At 63.6% G+C, this 22,474-nt stretch carries 2 protein-coding genes; both read right to left on the bottom strand.

Going from position 1 to position 22,474, the window contains the following annotated elements; translation table 11 throughout:
• Positions 1 to 156: 156 nt before the first annotated feature.
• Positions 157 to 2,064: a hypothetical protein gene (locus ACWUI2_RS05980; protein WP_486981946.1), complete on the bottom strand. Its 1,908-nt coding sequence runs from the start codon at positions 2,062 to 2,064 to the stop codon at positions 157 to 159.
• Entirely contained in the window at positions 2,064 to 22,421 is a 20,358-nt protein-coding gene (locus tag ACWUI2_RS05975; RefSeq protein WP_486981945.1) for an LEPR-XLL domain-containing protein, read from the bottom strand. Before ACWUI2_RS05975 ends, ACWUI2_RS05980 begins: the two co-directional genes overlap by 1 nt.
• Positions 22,422 to 22,474 lie beyond the last annotated feature (53 nt).

Below are 22,474 nucleotides of genomic sequence, written 5' to 3'. Positions count from 1 at the left end.
ACACAAATGAACAGACGCCTTTTTTCTTTCCGCCATTCCGGTTGGCCATCAACCCAGACGCTGATTTCGAAAAACTCCTCATTAGTGTTTATTAGTGTCTATTAGTGGTTAAAAAAAACAGTGCTTACGCCCGACGCCCGCTTCACCGCTCGGTTGTCACTGTGCCGGCGGCACCCGTTCCTCGGTCCATTCGCCAGAACCGGCGTCGTGGAAATGGAACCGGCGCGACGCGGGCGTCCCTCCCCGTTCGTAATACGCCCATTGCTGCCGGCCATGACTGAAGAAAAACGGATACAGATCGTTACGGGTCCAAAGCCAATCACGCTGAATATGGTCCCAGAACCAAATTCCACTACCAAATCCGTTTCCAGCCGCGTAAAGCCAGCCGTGTTCGACGTGATTGATCCAGCCGGCTTGGCTTCCTTCATGATCGAAATTGCGATCGTCGAACCGGCCGAACCAGATCGATTCCCGCGCAGTTGTTCCCGGAGAACGCGCCAGACCGAAAAAATCAAAGTCGAGAGCGAATCCGCCGACCGCACCGGTTTGTTCATCTTGAAAGTTTGCCATCGTCGGCCCGTCAAAAGTCAGGTCCAGATTGCGCAAACGCGGATGGGGATTCCCCTCGTCGTCAAAGAAAGTGATTGTCCCGCGGGTTCCGTCGGTTTCCGAGCGCTGGTAATACCAGTCCCCTTCCACCCATTGACCGGCCGGATTCAACCGGCGGTAACGTCCGTTCGGCAAAAAGAGATACCCGGCCGCCTCAAAACCGGTCACCAAATCGTTGAACTCCGCGTCCGACGGCGCCGTCCGCGGTTTCACCGTCAAAACCGCCGCCGCGCTGGTCGCCGTTCCCGACGGATTGCTCACTCGCACCCGGTAGCGGTGACCGTTCATCGCCGTCGTGACATTGGCCACGGTCAACGTCACCCCGCCGGGGCCTGAAACCGTGTTCCAGTTGGCGCCCCCGTCCAGCGAGCGTTGCCATTGGAAATCGAGGTTCGATCCGACCACTCCAACATAAAAGGTCGCATCCTCCCCGGCATAAACCGTCAAGTCCTCCGGATTTTGGGTGATCGACGGAGCCGGTTGGACGGGATCGACCGGGGCTTCCCCTGAATAGCGGCCCGCCACCAGTACGGTGACCCCCGACGGATTCGCCAAGCCTTCCACCGGATTGCGCTCCGGGTCAGGTTCGGCCGAAATCGAGGCCGATCCGCCCGCGATCGTCACCAACACTCCTCCGGCTCCGCCGGCGACCCAATCGTAGGAAGCGCCCGCGAAGGCCGTTCCCGCGGTCAAACGCTCGCTCACCGGCGTCCCGGCGACCGCCGAAAAGGCGATCTCCGAGCCGGTCGAATGAATCAATGTCCCTTGGTCGCCCCCGGCCAACAGGCCATTCGCTCCATCCGAGGCGATGAAGCGCAACGCCCCGGTCCCCGCCGGCAGCGCGAGCGCCGTCCAGGTCGAGCCGTCGGTCGAGACGATCGCCTTGCCATCAAAAAATCCGTCACTACCGACCGCCACGAAACGGCCGCTCCCGGCGTGCCAAACGACCCCAAAGAGTTCCTCCGCCGGAACCGCCGCAGGCGCCAGGGCGGTCCAGTTGGCGCCATCGTCGTTCGAAACCAATACGGCGGCGGTGTCGTCGCCCGATCCGACCGCCACCCAAGTGCCGGCCCCGTTGCCCGCCACCCCGCTCAGATCGCCAAGGATCGCCGGAGCGTTCCCGCCAGTCCAGGTTTGCCCGGAATCGGAAGACCGACGAACCACCCCATTGCGTCCCACCGCGACCACCCGGGTCCCGGCAAGTCCGAGCGCCAAATACGGTTCGGCCGCGTTCCCGACGTCCACCGGAGCGAAACTCTGCCCGCCGTCGGTCGAGCGCAGAAGATTCCCTTTCGCGTCCGCCGCCACCACCGAGGAACCGCCAGTCGCCAGAATCGCGTGCAGGTCCTCCTCCACGAAATGCGTGGTCAAGTTTTGCCCGGCGAGCGGAAGGGTCCCGGCCAGGAAACAGAGCAGGCCGGCGAAGATGCGGGATTTGTTCGAAAAGGCCTTCATCAATAAACCAGGTAGAGGGTGATCATCGGGTCGTTGCGGCGGAAAATTTCCACTCCGTTCACGATGACTTTGTCGGCCGAAACCCGCAGGTCGACGACCGAAGCGACGTCGATCACCGGCGGCACCGTCGCCAACACGTGGGTCGAACCGAAGTTCAGCAACCGCTGGATCGAGCCGTTGGTGCTTTCCAGGTGGATCAGTCCACGCCCGCTTTCGACCCGCGAGACCGAGATGTCGAGATAGGCCTTCACGTGCAATCCGCCGGAGAGAGTCGTGATCCGGGCGTCGCGGGCGATCGACACGTTCCCTTCGAACGAATCGACCCGGACGCTTCCGCCGCCGAGGTGACGGATCGACGAATCGATCCGCAGGTCCCCGTGGCGACCGGTCAAGATCAACGGAGCGTTTCCGCCGCGGGCCACGATCCCGAGGCCGGAGATGGTGGTCGTCCCGAGCGCGTTCAAATGGATCGGTCCCCGCAGAGTCATCGCTTCGATCCAGCGGGCGTCGAAATGGATCGCGTCGTTCGCCGAGCCGATGCCCCGCTCCGCGATGATCGTCACCCAGCCTTCCGGCGTTTCGATCCGGCCGGTCTCCGAGTCGTAGCCCGACTCGACCCGCACCGCTTCGATCCGGATGTTGCCCCCTTCGCTCCGGATCAACGCTCCGATCACAATCGCCCCGGGGCTTTGGAAGACTAAGGTCCCGGTCCCCCGGTCGATGATCGCACCGCCGGCGGAACTGATCACTCCGCCCGCCAGTTGCAGGACAAATTCGTCGCCGGGTTTGGTTTCAATGGCCAATCCGAAACGTCCGATGCTCAGTCCGCCCGCGGATCGGAGGTAAACTTCGCCCGCCGCATCGAGGTCGATCCGGTCGGTGTCGACCCAAACCGGAGCCACTACCGAACCAATCGAACCACCCGCCCGTATCCGGAGATGGCTGGCGACAAATCCATTCGTCTTGTCATTCGGGGCCGAGGTGGCGATATCGCCCGCCGCGATCAGGTTTACCAAACCGCCGGCTTTCACCAGCCCAACGGTCAGATCACCGCCGGTGCGGAGAGATACGTCGCCGCCCGAAGCGGATACCGGCGACTCCACGTTTAGGGTCAAACTGTTCGTCACCCGGAGATCGATCGATCCTCCGACCGTGCTGATCGGAGTCGCGACCGCCGTCAGGGTCGGTGTCAGAATGTCGGCATGGCCGCCGACCTGGATCGAGGCGTGGTCGAGATGCAACTCCTCAGCCACCACCAAACTCAGGTGTCCTTTGGAAATCGTGACGTTTCCGGTGATCCGAAGATTGCCGGACGGTTGTTGGAAGACCAGGCTTCCCGGACCGTTCAAGGTGGCTCCGGTCAGTTCGATCGTTTCGCGGGCGGTCAGGTAAACCGATCCGGCACCGGTGTTCGTCACCGCCAACGTGTCGGCGGCGACCCGCATCGAACCGGCCCCGGTGGTGCCGACGCCAGCGCCGGTGCGAATCGTCAGATTCGAATCGGTGGCGATCACCGCCCCGGTTCCGGAGCGGTCGTGACGCAGCCAGCCGTCGAGGTCCAGGGAGATCGTCCCGGAGCTTTCAACGGTTTCCCGCAGCCGGAGGTTGCCATCGGATTCGACGACAATTGGTCCGACCGGAGCGTGCAGACCGGCGAGCCCAGCGTCGGTCACCGCGCTCAGACCGAAGTCCGCCGCGACCCGATTCACCGCGAGACTGACCTGGTCCACGGTGGTGTTACCGGTAATGTTCAGGTAAATTCCGGAGGCGACGGCATAAGCGGCCAGGCTCCCGGCCCGGATGTCGAGCGGAGTCCCGGAAGCCCCGATCGCCGTTCCGGCAAACATCCGGAGAGCTCCGGCGGAGACATCGAGATGGGCATTTCCGCCGTCGAGGATCGATCCGGAGGCGGCGGTCAAACCGACGGTTCCACTGGCGGCGTCGATTCCGCCGACGGTGATGTTGCTGCCCGCCCAAACCCGGACGTTGCCGCCGGAAGTTTCGATCCGGGCGGTGTCAGCCATCGCGACCGACGAACCGGCGTCGATGTCGACCGTGCCTCCCGCGGTGTTCAAAGTCGATCCCGCCGCGAGCTCGATCAAAGCACCGACTACGAGGGATAGATGCCCTCCGGTGGTGGCCACCGAGGAATTCGCGGTCAGACCGGCGGGAGTCGCCAGGAGAATGTGAGTGGCGGCGGTGGTCGCGGCGTCGAGCGTGAGATCGCCGCCCGTCACCAGCGCGATGCTGCCGCCGGATTGCACGCCCGTTTGAGCGGAGGAGACCGATCCATCAACGGCGCCGTCCGACCCGATCCGGTTGACGGAGACCGATCCGGAGGCGACCCGCAGAGCGTTCGATTCGTTCAAACTCACCCCACCCGTCCCGGCGTGGGCCGAAACGATGTCGACTTCGATCCGCAACGGCTGCCCGGCTTCGCCGACGCCGTTTCCGGCGAGCAGCAGCAAGGTAGTCGCGATCACGTCCCGCGAGAAATGACCGCCGGTAAGAATGGAGCCGGTGGTGGCGGTGACCGCCACGCTGCCGGTCCCGGCGTCGATCTGGCCGAGTTGGACGTCGGTCGCGGCCTGGAGCCGGACGTTTCCATTCGCGCTCGCGATCCGGGCAGTCGGCGCGAAAAGGATCGACGCGCCGGACTGAAGATCGACGCTGCCTCCCGCCGTGGTGAGGGCGACTCCGCTCTCCAAACCGATCGAGCCGGTGGCCAGCAAGCTGAGATTTCCGCCGGCGGTCGAGAGATCGGCATCGGCGAGCAATCCGCCGGTGATGGCGAAAAGGATGTTGCCGGTGGCGGACGCGGACTCGGAGAGCGTGACCGCGCCCCCGGACGTCAGGACCAAAATTCCGCCGGAAACCAATCCGGCCTGGCTCGCATCGCCGGTGGAGGCGATGGTTCCGTCGACGGCGACCCGCTGGACGGCGACAGCCACCGCTCCGACGGTCAGGCCGTCGACCTCGTTCAAGCTGATTCCTCCGGCACCTGCGACGGCGCTCAACGTCGATACCCGGATGTCAAGCGGGTTGGTCGGCTGACCGATTCCGTTTCCGGCTTGGAGCCGGAGGGCGCGGGCGGCGATGTCGAGATAATGGTCTCCGCCATCGAGAATCGATCCGGCGGAGGCGACCAGGCTGACGTCCCCGGACCCGGCGGCGATCCCGCCGATCACGATATTGTTGGCGGCCAACAGTCGAACGTTTCCGCCGTCGGTGACGATCCGGGACTGATCGGCAAACAGGATCGAAGCACCGGACTCCAAATCCGCCGTGCCGCCGCCGGTGACCAAGTCGGCCCCGGTATTGAACTGAAGGGTTCCGGTGGAAATCAGCGAAACATGTCCGCCCGAAACCAGGCTGGCGTTGGCGATCAAAGCACCGGTCACGTCGAACCGGACGTTGCCAGCGGCGTCGACGGCGTTTGCCGCGGAATTTAAGGTGACGTTTCCGCCGGAAACCACTACCAGATGGCCGCCGCTGACCAAGTCCGCTTGCTCCGCGTCGACCAGATCGGTCACCGAGAAGCTGGTCGAAACCCGGGCGACGGTCACGGAAACCGATCCGACTTCGAAGCCGTTCGCCTCGTTCAGATAAATCCCGCCCGATCCGGCGTGCGCGGTGAGTCGGGCAACCTGGATGTCGAGGGCATTGGAGGACTCGCCGATTCCGTTGCCCGCGACCAGGCGCAGTTCGGCGGCAACGACGTCGGTGTGATGATCGCCGCCGTCGAGGATCGAACCGGCCACCGCGATCAAGCTGACCTTACCCGCGCCCGCCGCGATCCCCCCGAGGGTGATCGATTGGGCGGCGTGGATCCGGACGTTGCCGCCGTTGGAGTCGACCAGCGACTGATCGGCGAAAATGACCGAACCATTCGATTCGAGGTCGATGGTGCCGGCAGTGGTGACGAGATGGGCAGCGGACGCGAATTGAATGTTGCCCGCGACCAGGAGCGAGATATCGAACCCGGCATGGATCGGCGCGTTGGCGGTCAGAGTTCCGTCGACATCGAGCAGGAGGCGCCCGTAGGCTTGAACCGCGACCGTGGCCGAATTCAGGACCACCGCGCCTCCGGCGACCAGGGCCACGCTGCCGGTGGTCACCAAGTCGGCTTGAGCGGTTTCGGCGATCTGACTGGTTTCGAAGTCGGCTCCGACCCGATTCACCGTCACCGCGACCGAATCGACCGTCAATCCGGCGACCGATCGCAAACTGATTCCGCCGTCACCGGTGTGGGCGGTCAGGGTTCCCGCTTCAATATGGAGCGGTGCGGTCGTTTGGCCGATGGCCAGTGCGGAGGTCAAGCGGACCGCCGAAGCGACCACGTCGAGATGGCTCGTGCCCAACGTCAGGATCGTGCCGGTCCGGGCGGTCAGGCTGACCGCGCCGCTTCCGGCGTCGACTCCGCCGAGAGTGAGGTTAATTTCGGCGACGAAGCGGACATTTCCTCCGTTCGTGGCAACCAAAGTTCCGTCCGACAGGAGCACCGAAGCCCCGGCGTCGAAGTCGACCGTTCCGCCGGTGGTGGTCAGATTGGCGACGGAGGCGAATTGGATCGAGCCACCGGTCAGGATGCTGACGTCCCCCCCGGAGAGGATCCCGGCGTTCGCGGCGAAATGTCCGGCGACATCGAAGCGGATATTGCCAGCGGCATCGACGGCGTCCGGAAGAGTGGCGTTCAAGGTGAAATCTCCCGCGACGGCCACGGCCAAGCCGCCTCCGCTCGTCAACCCTTCCTGGTCGGCGTCGATCAAACCAGCCGACTCGTGATCGGTGCCGACTCGGTTGACCGCGACCGAGACCGTATCGATGGTGAGCCCGGAGAGAGCGTTCAAGCTGATGCCGCCGGTTCCGGCGTGGGCGGTCAAGATCGCGACGTCGATGTCGAGCGGGTTGGTCGGGGTGCCGATTCCAGTGCCCGCCCAGAGGCGGAGCGCGGAGGCGATCACCTCCAGATCGGTGTCGCCGCCATCGAGGATCGATCCTCCGGTGGCGATCAGGCTGACGCTGCCGTTTCCGGCGTCGATGCCGCCCAACGTGATATCGGTTCCGGCGAGGAAACGGACGTTACCGCCCCCGGTCACCACTTTGGCGGTGTCGGTGAAATGGATGGCCGATCCGGCCTCCAGATCGAGGGTGCCCTCGTCGGCCGCGATCAGAGCCCCGGCGGTCGCATAGATCGAACCGCCCGCCACCAGACTGATGTGGCCGCTCAAGCTGCGCACTTCGCCGTGAACCGTCAGATCGCCTCCCACTTGCAGGAGGACATTGCCCCCCGCGATCAGATCGGCTTCCAGAATGACGTCCCCGCCGAGAACCAAGGCCAAGCTGCCGGTGGTGACCAATCCGCTTTGGGCCGAATCGAAGATCTCGCTGGTGGTAAAGTCGGCGGCGACCCGGTTGACCGTCACGGAGACGGTGCCGAAAGTGACGTCGCCGATGACATTGAGACTGATTCCGCCCGTGCCGGAGTGAGCGGTCACCAACGCCACATCGATGTCGAGCGGGTTCGTCGGTTGTCCGATCCCGACCGCGGCAAACAAGCGGGCGGCCGAGGCGACCAGATCGAGATGGAGATCGCCGCCGTCGAGAATCGAACCGCCGGTGCTGATCAGACTAATCTTTCCGGTTCCGGCGTCGATGCCTCCGAGAACGATGTCATCGACGGCCAGGAGCCGGACGTTGCCGCCGTCGGTCAGAATTCTGGCTCCATCGGCGAAAGTGATCGCCGCACCCGATTCCAAGTCGACCGTTCCGGTGGCGGCCCCGACGATGGTTCCGGCGGCGAATTGGATCGTGCCGGTCGCGAGCAGACTGAGATGACCGCCCGCGCCGACTGAAGCGTTGCCGAGCAAGTCGCCGTCCACGTCGAGGAGCAGATTTTGGCCGGCACCCACCGCGGCGCCGTTGTCGCTGACGCCGTCGTTTAACACGACGTCGCCGCCCGAAACCAAGGCGAGACTTCCGGCGGTCAGAAGGTCCGATTGTTCCGCATCGGTCCAATCGGTCGATTCGCCATCCGTGCCGACCTGGCGGACGGTCACCGCGACGGTATCGACGGTAAGGCCATCGACTTCGCTCAAGCTGATTCCACCGGTCCCGGCCAGGGCGGTCAGGACGTCAACGTTGATGTCGAGCGGATCGCCGGGCTGGCCGATCGCGGTTCCGGCCACGAGGCGGGCGGCGGCGGCGAGGATATCCAGATGGGCGTTGCCCCCGTCCAGGATCGATCCGGCTGCCGCGATCAAACTGACTTTCCCGGAGGCAGCGTCGATCCCGGCGACCAAGATGTTCAGGGCGGCGAAGATCCGAACGTTTCCGCCGGAGGTCGACACCAGGGCGCCATCAACGAAAGTCGCGGAGGCACCGGAGCGGATGTCGATGGTTCCGCCGGTGGTGGAGACCGTGACGTCCCCGAAGAAAGCCCCGGAAGCCGTCACCACGCTGATGTCACCGCTTCCGCTGGTGATGTCGGCAAGGGCGGTCAATTCACCGGACGCTCCTCCCGCTTGCAGCAGGATGTTGCCGGAGCCAGTGGCCGTGACTTCCTGGGCGACTGTGATATCCCCGTCGAGAGCGAGCAGGACGATGGGACCATTTCCGGTGGTGACCAAACCGGACAGACCCGGAAGCGTCACGTCGGCGGTCGTACCGTCGGCTCGGAACTCCGTCGCGAATGCGCCGATGGTGGAGACGGTTACGCCGTCCGTTTCAGTGATATAAATACCGTCGGGAGCGGTGGCGCCGAGAAGGGCGACCGCCGTGGTGAGATGCCGGTCCGGAACACCGATCGCCACCCCGGCTTCGAGGCGGAGATGAGTAGCGATGACATTCAAGGTGCTGTTAGCTGCATTGAAGATCGAGCCGGAAGTCGAAACCACCGCCACACTGGCTGCGGTCAGTTTTCCAAGGGTCACCGTCTCCGCTCCCCGGATGAGGAGGTTGCTGTCCGCGGCCACGATGTTCGCCGATCCGGCCATCGTCACGGTGCCGGTCACCGCTTCGACGGAGACCATTCCGCCAGCGGCGGTAGCGATCGTCACTCCGCCCGCGACAGAGACCGAGAAGGCCGCCCGGAGGGTGATATGGCCGGTGTCGCTGAGAATTCCAGAATTTACCATGAGGGAGCTGTTGGCTCCACCGGCATCGAGGAGGATCCGGCCTTCCCCATTCGCAGAAGTGACGGTCTCGGTGGTGATGGTGCCGTCCAGGGAAACCAGGACGATGTCGCCGCCGTTGCCGGTCACCAGACCGGACTGCTGGGGATCCGTGACATCCGTGGTGGTGTTATCCGCATTGAATTCCACTACGGTCACTCCGACGGTGGAAACCGTGACCGCCGTCGCTTCAGTCAGGAAGATACCGGTGAGGCCATTGCCGGCCGCGAAGACGGTCAGATTGGAAACTTCGGTCGTGAGATGGCGATCCGCCCGGCCGACGGCTTGATCCGCCTCGATGCGCAGGTTAATCGCGGTGACATTCATGTTGCTGCCCGCCGCATTCAGGACCGAGGCAGTCCGGGAAACGAGGGAGACATTCGCGGCGGGAAGATCGCCAACATTGCCCACCACGATATTTCCCTCGGCGGCCAAGCGGATCTCGCCCCCGGGGGCCCCGATGTGAGCGTTTCCGGCCATGGTCAAATGACCAGTGGCGGCATTGAGGGAAACCGAGCCGAAGGCGGAAGTGGTGATCGAAACCGAAGCGTTGATGACGATGTTGGCGGCAGCCTTCAAGGTGACGTGTCCGGAACCGCTGAGAATGTCCGCGTCGACGATCAACTCGCTGCCCGCTCCCCTGGCGTCGAGCAGGATGCTTCCGGCTCCACCGGCATTAACCGCGATCCCGTTGTTGTCCAATCCGTCCTCGAGAGTGATACTTCCTGCGAGAGTCACCAGAGCGATATTCCCGCCTGCGGAGGTCACCAAATCCGATTGATCCGCATCTGTGACAAAGCTCGTGGAGCCGCCGGCATGGACCTCGACTACGATGACGCCGACGGTGGTGACAATAACCGCATCGGCTTCGGTCAGGTAGATGTTACCGCCGAAAATCGGGCTGTTCGTGCGGGCGGTGATCTTCGCGACCGCCGTGGTGAGATGACGGTTCGCCTCGCCGATCGAGCCTTCCGCTTCGAGCCGGAGATTTTCCGCGGCGACATTCAGGCTGCTTCCGGCGCTGTTCAGAATATTCCCGGCGTTCGAGAGAATGGATACGTCGACCGCGGTCAAATTACCAACGCTGACATCTCCCTGCGCCCGCAGGCGGATCGCCCCATCGACAGCCGCGACGGAGGAACTGCCGCTCATCTGAATGGAGCTCGTCTGCGCGTTCAGATAAACCGTGCCTCCCCCGGCGGTCGCGACGGCGACATCGTCCGCGAGGATGATCCGGAACTCGGCCATCAACGTAATGTGGCCGGTACTGCTCAGGATGTCGGCGTTTGTCGTGAGCAAGTTGCCATCGCCCCGGGCGTCGAGCAGGATATTGCCACTGCCGTCGGCCACCACGTCGTTGTCGACAGTGATACTGCCATCCGAAGCGGTAAGAACGATGTTCCCATTGTTCCCTGAAACGAGTCCGGCTTGGGCGGCGTCCGTAACATCGGCGAGAGTCGCATCCCCGAAGAATTCGGTGACGGTGACCGCCACGGTCGTGACCGTGATGCTCGTCTCCTCCGCGAGATAAACCACCCCACCGGCATGGGCCGCGACGTTGGCCACCCGCGTGGTCAAATGGCGGTCGGCCGCCCCGATCGCCTCACCGGCTTCGAGACGCAACTGAATCGCGGTCACATTCCGGGTGCTGCCGTCGGCATTCAAAATCGAACCAGTCGTCGAGACGATCGAAACATTGGCTCCCGACACATTTCCCAGAAGAACGTCGCCGGTGGCGGCGAGGCGGACTGAACTATCAGTGCCCGAAATGGCAGCCGTTCCGTCCATTTCAAGCGATCCGCCGAGAGCGGTCACCGAGACCGTTCCATCGGCCGAAGTGGAAACCTGAATACCGGCGGCCAGCACGATGGAAGCGGCGGCCCGGATTGTGACGTGACCTGAGCCGCTCAATACGTCAGCGTTCGAGGTAAAATCGCTGCCCGCTCCATTCGCCTCCAGGAGAATGTTCCCGGCCCCGTCGGCGGCGACATCGTCGTCGACAGTCACACTTCCGGCGAGGGTGGCCAGGACGATATTGCCGTCGGCTCCGGTTACCAGGCCCGATTGGGTCGCGTCGGTGAGGGTCGACTCGGTGGCGTCGCCGTTGAACTCGGTCACGGTCACCTCCACTGTCCCCACGGTGATCGCGTTCGCTTCGGAGAGATAGATTCCGTCAACCCCTCCGGTTCCGGCGGCCGAGGCGGTCACGGTGGAAACCTCGGTGGTCAAATGCCGGTCGGAAGCGGCGATGGCCTGACCGGCTTCGAGACGGAGGTTGAGGGCGGTCACGTTGCGGGTGCTGCCAATCGCATTGAGGATCGAATCGCTCGCGGAAACAATCGAGACGTTTTCGGCCAGGAGATTGCCGACCGAAATCTGACCGCTCGCGAAGAGACGCAAGCTGCTGTCGGTCGCCGTGACATAAGCGGTTCCCGCCATGATCAGCGTTCCGTTCTCGGCGGCGATGGAAACCGTCCCTGAATGCGCGGTAACGACACCGATCCCAGGGTCGACCACGATGGAGGCAGCGGCCTTCATTGTGATATGGCCGGTGAAACTGACCACGTCGGCCGCGATGGCAAGATGGCCGTTGGTCCCGCGGGCGTCGATGAGAATGCGGCCGGTGCCGTCGGCCTGGACGGCGATACCATCGGCGTTGGCGCCATCGGTGAGGTCGATCGCTCCATTGAGGGCGATCAGGACGATGTTACCGTCATTGCCGGTCACGAGGTCGGATTGCTCGACATCCGTGACGGCCGAAGTGGTGGCGTCGGAGTTGAAGTCGATAACGGTCACGGTGACCGCTCCGACCGCGACGTTGTCATCCTCGGTGATATAGATGCCGGTGGCATTTGCGCCGTTCGCCCGGGCGGTGAGAATCGCGACGGCAGTGGTCAGGTGACGGGCGGATTCGCCGATCGCACCGGCGGCGTCGAGACGGAGATCGGTCGCAGTGACGTTCTTCACGCTCCCGGCGGCATTGAGGATCGAACCGGTTGCCGAAAGAACGGAAACGCCGGCGCCGGTAAGATTGCCGAGAATGACGTCGCCTTCCGCATCGATCCGGAGGCTGCCATCGAGAGCGGTGATGGTGGCGGTGCCATCCATGGTGATCGCTCCCGCGGCGGCGGAAAGGGAGACCGTTCCGGGCGCGGCAGTGGCGATGTTCACCGCAGCGGCGATGGTAATCGCATCGGCGGCCTTCAGGGTGACGTGACCGGTGGCGCTGGCGACGTTGGCGTTAAGAATCAGATCGCTGCCGACACCCCGGGCATCGAGGAGAATGCTCCCGGAGCCATCGGCATCGACGGCTTCGGCGCCCACGATTCCACCCGCGAGAGCGACCAGGACAATATTGCCGGACGAGCCGGTGGTGAGACCCGCTTGGGTGGCGTCGGTGAGAACGGTCGTGGAGGCATCGGCGCCGACCTCGCTGACCGAAACACTGATCGCGGCGATCGTCGCCCCGGTCTCTTCGGTTACATAGATACCGGAAACGATCGAACCGGCGGCGTTGGCCGTAATGTTGGTGATGGCGGTGGTCAGATGGCGGCCAGCGACTCCGACCGATCCGCCTGCTTCGAGACGGAGATTGGTCGCGGTGACATTCCGGATGCTGCCGGTGGCGTTGAAAATCGACCCTTCGGTTGAGACGATCGAAACATCGGCGGCGGTGAGGTTGCTGACCAGGATATCGCCGTTGGCCGCCAACCGCAAACTGGCGGCGGTGGCGGTGATTTGCGACGTTCCGGCCAGCGTCATCGATCCATCGACTGCAACCAGTGAAATTGTGCCCGGCGCGGCGGTCGTGATCTGGACATTACCGGCGACCGTCATGTCGGCGGCGGCCATCAAAGTGAGATGTCCGGTCGCGCTCTGGACGTTGGCGTCGACGACCAAGGAGCTTCCCGAGCCGCGGGCATCAATCAGGATGTTTCCGGAACCATCGGCGTGAACGGCGATGCCATCGACGTTGTCCCCATCGGTAAGCGTGATGCTGCCGTCGAGCGCGATCAGGATGATGTTGCCGTTGTTACCGGTCACCAAGTCGGATTGGTCGGCATCGGTGACCGTGGAAGTGGTGGCGTCGGCGTGGAATTCGGTGACGGTCACACCGACGGTGGTGACCGTGACGGCGTCGTCCTCGGTGATATATATCCCGGCCTCACCCGCACCGGCGGCCCGGGCGGTCAGGTGGGCGACGGCGGTGGACAAATGACGGCCGGGTTGCCCGATCGCTTGATCGGCTTCGAGCCGGAGGTTGTCGGCGGTGACGTTCTTCGCGCTTCCGGCGGCGTTCAAGATGGACCCGGTCGCGGCGATTATCGAAACATCGGCGGCGGTGAGATTGCCGAGGGTCACGTCTTCGAGCGCATGGAGACGGAGGCTGCCGCCGAAGGCGATGATGCTCGCGGTCCCGGCCATGGTCAGCGATCCGGCGATGGCGTCCACCGAGATGCTTCCGGCGGCGGCCGTGGAAATCATCGCACCAGGCTCGACGGCGATATCCGCGGCGGCCTTCAAAGTGATATGGCCGATGCCACTGCGGACGTCGGCGTTGACGGTCAGGTTGCTGTCCGTTCCCCGGGCATCGAGGAGAATATTGCCGCTGCCGTCGGCATCGACAATCTGCTCGGCCGTGATGCTGCCAGCCAGCGCCACCAGGACGATGTTTCCGTTGTTGCCCGCGACCAGCCCGGACTGAGATTCGGAGGCGGAGATGACATCGGCGTTGGAGGTCACCTGGAGAAAGAGGATGTCGACCGTGGAAATGGTGACGGCGGTATCCTCGGTAACGTAGATCCCGGTCTCCCCTGCTCCATTGGCGGACGCGGCGATGTGGGCGACCGCGGTGGTCAGATGGCGATCCGCCGTTGCGATCGCCTGGGCGGCGGAAAGATGCAGGCGGGTCGCCGTGACGTTCCTGGTGCTTCCGGCGGCGTTGATGATCGATCCATTTTCGGAGACAATGGAGGCATCGACGGCCAACAGGTTGCCGACGATCACGTCACCGGCCGCGGCCAAGCGAAGCGTGTTTCCGGCGGCGACGGCGTGAGCGTCTCCGGCCATGATCAACGTGCCTGACTCGGCGGTCAGCAAGACCGCGCCATCTCCGGCGGTCGCGACCGTCACCTGGCTGGCGATGGTCAAGTTTTGAAACGCGAAGATCGTCACGTGGCCGATGCCACTGCGGACGTCGGCGTTGACCTGGATGTTGGTCCCGGCCCCGAGAGCCTGGATCAAGATGTTCCCGCTGCCATCGGCGCTGACCGCGGTATTGTCCGTCGGCGCGGTGCCGTCGTTGAGAACAATATCCCCGGCGAGCGTGCGCAGAACGATCGAACCATTGCCGCCGGTGGTCGCCACATCGCTGAGCGTCGAGTCGATGATTTGCTCGAGAGTGTTGTCCGGGTTGACCCGCCAGACGGAAGCGCTCGTATCGCCGATGGTCAGCGCGTCGGTTTCCAGGACGAAAACCCCGCCGGATGCGGCTCGGGCCGAAAGAGTGGACACGTGAGTGGAGAGGTGAGTATCCGATTCTCCAATACCGACATTCGCCACCATCCGCAGTTGGTCGGCGATGACATTTTCGCCGCCGATAGGATCGGCCCGGTTGACGATGGAACCTCCTGACGCGATCAGGGAGACGTTTCCGCCGGTGGTGACGCCGCCGAGTTCGATCGAGGCGCCGGCCGAAATGCGGATATCGCCATCGGTCGCGGTGAACCGGCTGAGACCGGACTGGACCACATCACCAGTGGCGGTGGAGATCACGATGGTTCCGGTGCCGCCGATGGTGATGTTGGCGTGTCCGGCGAAGGCGACCGAACCGGCCGCGGTTAACGTGACGTGCCCGACTCCGGAATGGATGTCGGCATTGGACTGGATGCCCCGGCCCGCACCGACGGTTTCGATCAAGATGTTTCCGGTGCCGTCGGCGGAGACCGCGGTCTCGGGCGAATCCGAACCACCGTTGAGAACGATATCGCCGTCGAGCGAGCGCAGGACAATCGAGCCGTTGTCGCCGGTGCGAAGATCCGACTGCGCGGCATCGGTCACGAGGGTGGTGGTGCCGTCGGCCCCGACTCGATGAATCGTCACCGCCACATCGCCGACCGCCAGCGAAGTTTGTTCGAGAATATTGATGTCACCGACGAGGGCCCGGGCCGACAAAGTGTCGACATCGATATCGAGCGGGTTCGGCCCGCCTCCGACGCCGATCGGCACGAGGATGCCGATGTCGGTGTGGGCGAACAATCGCAGACCGGAAGCGATCACGTCGATGTGGGCGCTGCCATTGTCGAGAATCGAACCGAGATTGGAAATAATGGATACGTTGCCACCGGTCTGGACGCCGCCCAGGAGGACGTCGGTCGAGGCGGCTAAGCGGATATCGCCATCCTCGGCGACGAAACGGCTGCCGTTGGCCATTTCGATGAAACCGATTTGAACGCGAAGATCGATTCCACCCGTTCCGCCGGTCCGAATATCGGCCGACCCGCCAAACGCGATGCCCAGCGACGAACTTAAGGTGATGTGCCCGGTCCCGGATTCGATCCCGCCGTCGGCGATGATACTGGCCAAGACATGGAGCGTTTCGATCAGGATGTTTCCGGAGCCATGGGCGGAGACCGCGACCGCTTCGCCCGGAGCCGTTCCGGGTTCGAGGCGGAGCGAGGCGCCATTTGGCAAACGCAGGACGATTGACCCATTTCCTTCGACGGTCCGGACATCCGACTGGGCTCCCGCGACTTGCGGGGAAACCGTACCGTCGGCGGCCACTCGGTTCACGCTCACGGTGACGTCGCCGATCGCCAGATCATTGCCCAAAGTATTCCGGATTTCCAGATTGACTCCACCTTCACCAGCGCGGGCGGTCAATCGGCGGGTGATCACTTCGAGGGCGTTCGAGGTTCCGGACCCAAGGCTACCGACGCCGTCGCCGGCGTTGATCAGCAGACTGTGGACGTTAATGTCGATGGCGCTGTCGCCGTTGTCTAAAATGGAACCCCCGGCGATCAGGGCGGCGTTTCCGGTGGTGACGATGTTCGCCACGAGGATGTCGGTGCCGGCCACCACGCGAATGCTACCCGAGCCGGTGTTGAAACGGGCGGTGTCGTGCATCACGACCGAACCGGCGGTCGCCTCGACGACGATGTTTCCGGTCGTGCCGGTGAGAATATCGGCGCCGGGGAGGAAAGTGATCGTACCGGCGGCGATCACGGTCACGTTGCCGGAGGTGGTGCGGACGTCGGCGTGGGCGGTGATCGAGGCACCGGTTCCGGCGGCTTCGATCAGGATGTTGCCGCTGCCGTGCGCCAGGACTGCGATGTTGCCCGCCGGGGCCGAGCCTTCGTTCAAGGTTATTCCACCGTCGATGGTTCGGAAGACGATCGATCCATTGCTGCCGGTGGTCCGGAGATCGGATTGGGCGGCTTCGGTGACGGCGGTGAGGGTGCCGTCGACGTTCACCCGCTGGGTGAGGACGATCACGTTGCCGGTAGCTACCGTGCTCGACTCCAAAATATTGATACCGCCGCTGGTCGCGCGGGCGGTGATCACCGCCACGTCGGTCGTGACCGGGGTCGCTCCCCCGCCGAGCAGGCCGATGCCGATGTTCGCGTTCAACCGGGCGCCGGTGGCGGTCACGTTCACCAGGGTGGCGCTGTTGTTGAGAATCGATCCGGCGGTGGCGGCGACGATTACATTCCCGGTGGTAGTCAATCCTCCCAGGGAAACCTGGTTGGCGGCGGTGACCCGCATGTCGCCGCTGCCGCCGTCGACCAAAACCGTTCCTTCCATCGCGATCGATCCGGCGACCGCTTGCAGGGTGACGGTGCCGCTCGCGCCGCTGGTGATTCCGGCTCCGGCCAACAGATCGATCGTCCGGGCGGCGTGCACGGTAATGTGACCACCGGCCGAGATGATCGCGGCGCTGGCGAAAAGATCGGCTCCCGTGCCGATGGCCCGGAGGAGGATTGCTCCGGTGGCTTCGGTCTGAATCGGAGCTTCGACCCGCAGGTCGCCGTTTCTCACCGTGACGATGACTTCGCCGCCGCCGAGGTTGGCGATTCCGGTGCCGGAAACGATCAATCCGTCGACCTCGTCGATGACGATCCGTCCGCTTTCGGTGTTTCGGGCGCTCAACGATCCGACGCTGGTGTCGATGTCCGCCCCGCCGAGATCCCCGATGCCATTAACCGCGATCAGCGCGGCGTGTCCGAGGGTGACGAGATTAGGTGTTTCGGCCGGGATGTTGTCGACGATCCGGTCACCGGCTTCGATGGTAAAGTCACCGTCGACCGAAGTGATAAGCGAAAGGAAAATGTCGCCATCGGTCGAATACGATACGTTCCCCGAGACGGTCGAAGTCCTGGCGACCACGGCCATGGTGATGTCGCCCGCTTCGGCGATCACGATGATGTTTCCGGAGCCGGTGGTTTGCAGATGAGCGTTCTGGGCGACGGCGACGGCGGCTTGGAGCAACAGGTCGCCCCCGGCGGAGCGGACCCCAATGCCGTCGGCGCTCACCCCGTCTTCGATCGTGATCGAACCGGTCTCGCTGATCAGGGAAATGTCACCCGCTTCCTCCGCGACCAAGTCGCTGGCGAGGGCCGGATCGGCAACCGGGGCGACGGTGTCGTCCATCCCGACCCGCTCGACCGTAACAATCGAAACGGTGCCGACGATGATATCGTCCAGCTCGGAAAGTCGGATCGAACCATTGACGGCGGTCGCGGCGATCACCGAGACATCGATGGCGAGCGGAGCATCCGCTCCGACGCCGCCGAAGGCGAAGATTCTCAAGCTGGCGGCAATGACGTCGCGGTCATGAACGTCTCCGCCGTCGATCACCGACCCGTTGAGGGCGGAGAGATGGACGTTTCCGGTGCCCGCGTCCACGCCGGTGACATAAAGGTCGTTGCCGGCCCGGATCCGAATATCGGAATCGAGGGCGATCACGCTCGCGGCGGCGGCGATTGCGACATCCCCGTTTTCCGCCCAGAGATCGATGGTCCCGCCGTTTTCGGTCAGGACGGCGGCGGCGATCGCCAGTCCGCGACCGGCCAAAAGGGAGATCGGCCCCGCTTCGGCGGTGACCGAGGCATTGACGGTCAAATCGGAATCGGCTCCGCCCGCCCGGACCAACAGCTTTCCGCCAGAAGCGGCGAAGACGGGTCCGTTGAGCTCGATCGAACCATCGACTGTTTCAAACAGGACTGATCCGTTGAGGGCTTGATTGGTGATCCCGTCGACGGTGATCACGACATCGCCGATCTGACGGATCGCGATCAAACCGGAGGTCGTGTTGCTGGCGGCGAGTTCGCCGACGCTGGTGACCAAGGCCCCGGCCGCCGCGCCGATGCCGGCCGCGGCATGGAGTTCGGCGAATCCGCCCGTTGCCAGATTCGGCGTCGAAGCGGCCAGGTTGTCGAGGATCGCGCCGGTCGCGCTTTCGATCTTGAGAGCGCCGGAGAGACTGGAAACCGTGGCGAGACGGATGTCCTCCTCGGCGGAAATCGTGATCTCTCCCGCTTCGGTGGAGACGGTGGCGCCGTCGATCATGGTGAAGGCCCCGTTCACCGATTGGAGGAAAACGGTCCCCTCCCCTTCGGCGTCGACCGAGGCGGTGGCGGCGATCGCCAGATCATCGACGGCGACCATAACCACATCGCCTTCGCCTCCGGCGACCAAACCGGACTGCTCCGCGTCGTTCGCGGCGGAAATCGAGCCGTCGCCCAAAACCTCGTCCCCAGCGAAAGCGACCGAACCGATGGTGATGCCGCCCGAATCGGACAAATAAATCCCTTTTTCAGTAGCGCTGGCTCCCCGGGCATTCGCCGAAACCAAGGCGACGGCGGTCAAGATGGAACCAGCGGCGGTCCCGATCGCCTTCTCGGCCTCCATCCGGAGAGTGGTCGCGGTGATGTTAACCGAGGAACCATCGGCCGAGAAAATCGAACCCGACTCGGAAATCACGGAAGCATCCACCGCCTCGATTTGGCCGAGGGTGAGGTCGTCTGATGCTACAACCCGAACTCCGCCACCGGGGGCGATGAGCCGGTTCGAAGCATCCATCACCACCGAACCACCGAGTGCCCGCAGGTAGATCGATCCGGCCAACAAAGCCTGCACGGTGACATCCGGCGCGAAGACAAGCCCCCCCGCCGAAATCAACGAAACACTTCCGCCGTTGCCACCCACATCGGCGGCGACCGAGAGGTTGCCATCGACGTCGCCCGCTTCAAGGCGAATGTTGCCGACCCCGCCCGCGTTCACCGGCGACTCGATCTCGATGGCTCCGTCGGTGGCGATAAGAACGATGTTTCCGGTATTTGCGGTAACCAAACCGGCCAACGCGGCTCCATCGGTCGCGGTGCCGAACGTTCCGTCGGCGGCGAAGACTTCCACCGCGATCGGGTCGATTTCGGTGACAACGACCGCGCCGTTCTGGGCGAGGTAAATGCCGTCGGCGGCATGGACGGCCAAACGTTCGACGGCCAAAGTCAGGTGACGAACCGCGTCGCCGATCTCTTGACCGGCTTCCATCCGCAAAATCGAGGCGGTCACGTTCAAGATCGAGTCCGCCGCATTGCGAATCGATCCATTGCCGGCGACCAGGGAGACTTCTGAAGCGGTGAGGTTTCCTAAAACAATACCGGCGCCGGCTTCGATCCGGAGATTGGAATCAACCGCCGAGATCTGCACAGTGCCATCCATCTCGACCGATCCGGTTTCCGCGCGGAGCAAAACCGTGCCATCGAGGGCGGTGGCGACCGAGGCGTCTTCCAACAAGACCAGATCGCTCTGCGCGATCAAGGCCACGTGTCCGGTGGCCGACGTGACAGCCCCGTCCAGAATCAAGTCACCGGCGGAGGCCCGCAACAAAACGCTCCCGGCGCCATGGGCGAAGACGGCGGTGTCGACGGTCAGGTTTCCGGTGTCGACGACGATCGCGATCGATCCGTCGCCTTGTTCGGTTTCGAGGAATCCGGCGAGCGTCAACGACCCCCGGTTCTGCACGAAAATCCCGCCGCTCACTTCGTTCCGGGCCGACAACGTGCCGACTTCGGTGTCGATGTCGAGATCGCCGGGACCACCGATTCCGTTGCGGGCGATCAAGGTGACATGTCCGGCGGTGGTCAGGTTCACCACTCCGGTCCCGGCCAAATGATCGATGATCGCTCCGGCGGCGGTCAGGTTGATCGCTCCGCCCAAGGCGTCGAGTTCGGCCAGGAAAAGGTCGTTGCCGCCGTCGATGGAAATGTCGCCCCCGGCGGTTTCGATCCGGTCGATCACCAAGTCGTGCAACACCGTCAAATCGAGCGAACCGGTACCCGTGATCCGGATACCATCGATCGCGACTTCGGCTCCCGAGAAAAGCGATTCGCCGGCGATGGTCACTTCGCCCAAACGGGCGATGTCGGCGGTGGCGGTGATGTTCCCGTCGGCGAGCATCGCCAGCACTTCGGCCCGGAGAAGACCGCCGACTTGGGTGATCGTTCCTCCCGGCGCCTGCAAGGCGATGGAACTGCCGACCCCGGCGGCCGACAAAGTGGTCTGGCCGACTCCGTCGACGATTGAAATGTTTCCGGAGATCGCGCCCGCCGAGATTTCGATGCGGCGGTCAGCGGCGGTGGTGTTCGTAGTGAAAAGCTGACCGGAATTCGCCCCGGTCGATTGAACGAACACGCTGCCGGTTCCGTCTTCGTAACCAGCGGCCAGGGAAATGCGGTCGCGGGCGAAGATCGGCTGATTGACGTAAATGTCGCCCTGGGCTTCGAGACGCACCCAATTATTCCGTTCGGTGACGGATTGGTTGATGGCACCGTTGACCACGATGTTTCCGGTCCGGGCAATCAACCGCAGGTAATCGGATTGGGCATCGACGTCGATCCGGCTTTCGACAAGGACCGATCCGCCGACGAAGGTGGCGGTGTTTTGGATCTGGGCGATGGCGGTCGGTTGGGCGAGCCCGATGTTTCCGATCCGAACCTCTCCGGTGCCGGCCGTCAGGTCGCCAATGATCAACTGGGCGAAACTGTTGTGGATCGCGTTCAGCTCGATGTGGGAAATCTGCAACCGGTTGAAGTCGCCGCCGGAGGGATCGCCGATGCCGATCGGACGGGCCGGGTTGAAGGGGCGAAGGATCAGATCGGACGACGCGGCCTTGGATTGAACCGCTCCCGAACCGCCGGTGAAACTCATCCGGTTCGCCGTCAACAAGGCGTCGCCGTTGCCGACTTCGACAATCCCGCGGAAATTCAGCAGATCCGCCGCGGTGATTCGGACCGCGACTCCCGCCGGATCAATACCGGCAACCCGCAAGGCGCGGTGGAAGGTCACATTCTGAGCGGTCAAATCCAATACCCCGGCGAAGAAATCCTGCTCGGCGTTGATCGATTGTCCGGCGACGATGGTGACGGATGACGGCTGGACCGATACACCCACCTCGTTGCGGAAATCGACCGTCCCGGAAGTGAAAATCTCAATCTCCCCTCCCACGTTGACTGCACTCCGGGAAGTGAAAACCACCCGAGCGATGTCGCCGGGATTCGCGCTGTCACCGATGATGATATCGCCGGCCACCGTGACGTCGCGGTCGAACGTGACTTGCGCCCCGGCTTCGATGATCAAGTCGCCGGTGAGGTTGATACTGCCGCCGAAGAAGATATTGGAACCGGCTGAAACAACCAGGTTGTGGATCGGACTGGTTCCGCCGATCGGCCCGTCGATGGAGATCTCGCCCGCCGAAATGAGGTGGACGTTTTCGTGGGTGCCGGCGGGAGCGGTTCCGTCGATCGCCCCGGGACCGGAGAAGAAGATGCCGCCGGTGGTCGATTGGAAAACACGAGTCGCCCCCGACTCGATCACGGTGAATCCGTTGATGAAAATCGCCGGTTCCTGGGTCAACCCGTCGCCGTAGGACGTCGTGGACAAGGCCTCCGGGCTCGATTCCCCCTCCGCCAGCGGAAGCATCGGTCCATGGAAGATTTCTTCCGTCGGAGGAGCGACCGGGGCGGGCTGGTTCTCGGCCGCCTGGCCGACTTCCCAAACGGGGGTGTCGAGCTGCGCGTCGTTCTCCGTCGAATCGGTCAAACCGGCGTCCATCGGTGCGGCCGACAGCAGAATGCGAGACTCCAATGCCTCTACATTAAAGCTGGTTTTTCGAGGATTCGACATGGTGAGAAAGGTGGTAGGAGGTTACGGAAAATTTACAAACCCGAAATTGGCGC

This window comes from Verruconatronum alginivorum, assembly GCF_056590205.1.
The sequence above is the reverse complement of the archived record's forward strand: the minus strand, read 5'-3'. Positions and strand labels throughout refer to the sequence as shown.

Excerpts from the sequence above, each read along its gene's own strand:
- ACWUI2_RS05975 (WP_486981945.1), bottom strand. The coding sequence starts at position 22,421 with ATGTCGAATCCTCGAAAAACCAGCTTTAATGTAGAGGCATTGGAGTCT.
- ACWUI2_RS05980 (WP_486981946.1), bottom strand. The coding sequence starts at position 2,064 with ATGAAGGCCTTTTCGAACAAATCCCGCATCTTCGCCGGCCTGCTCTGT.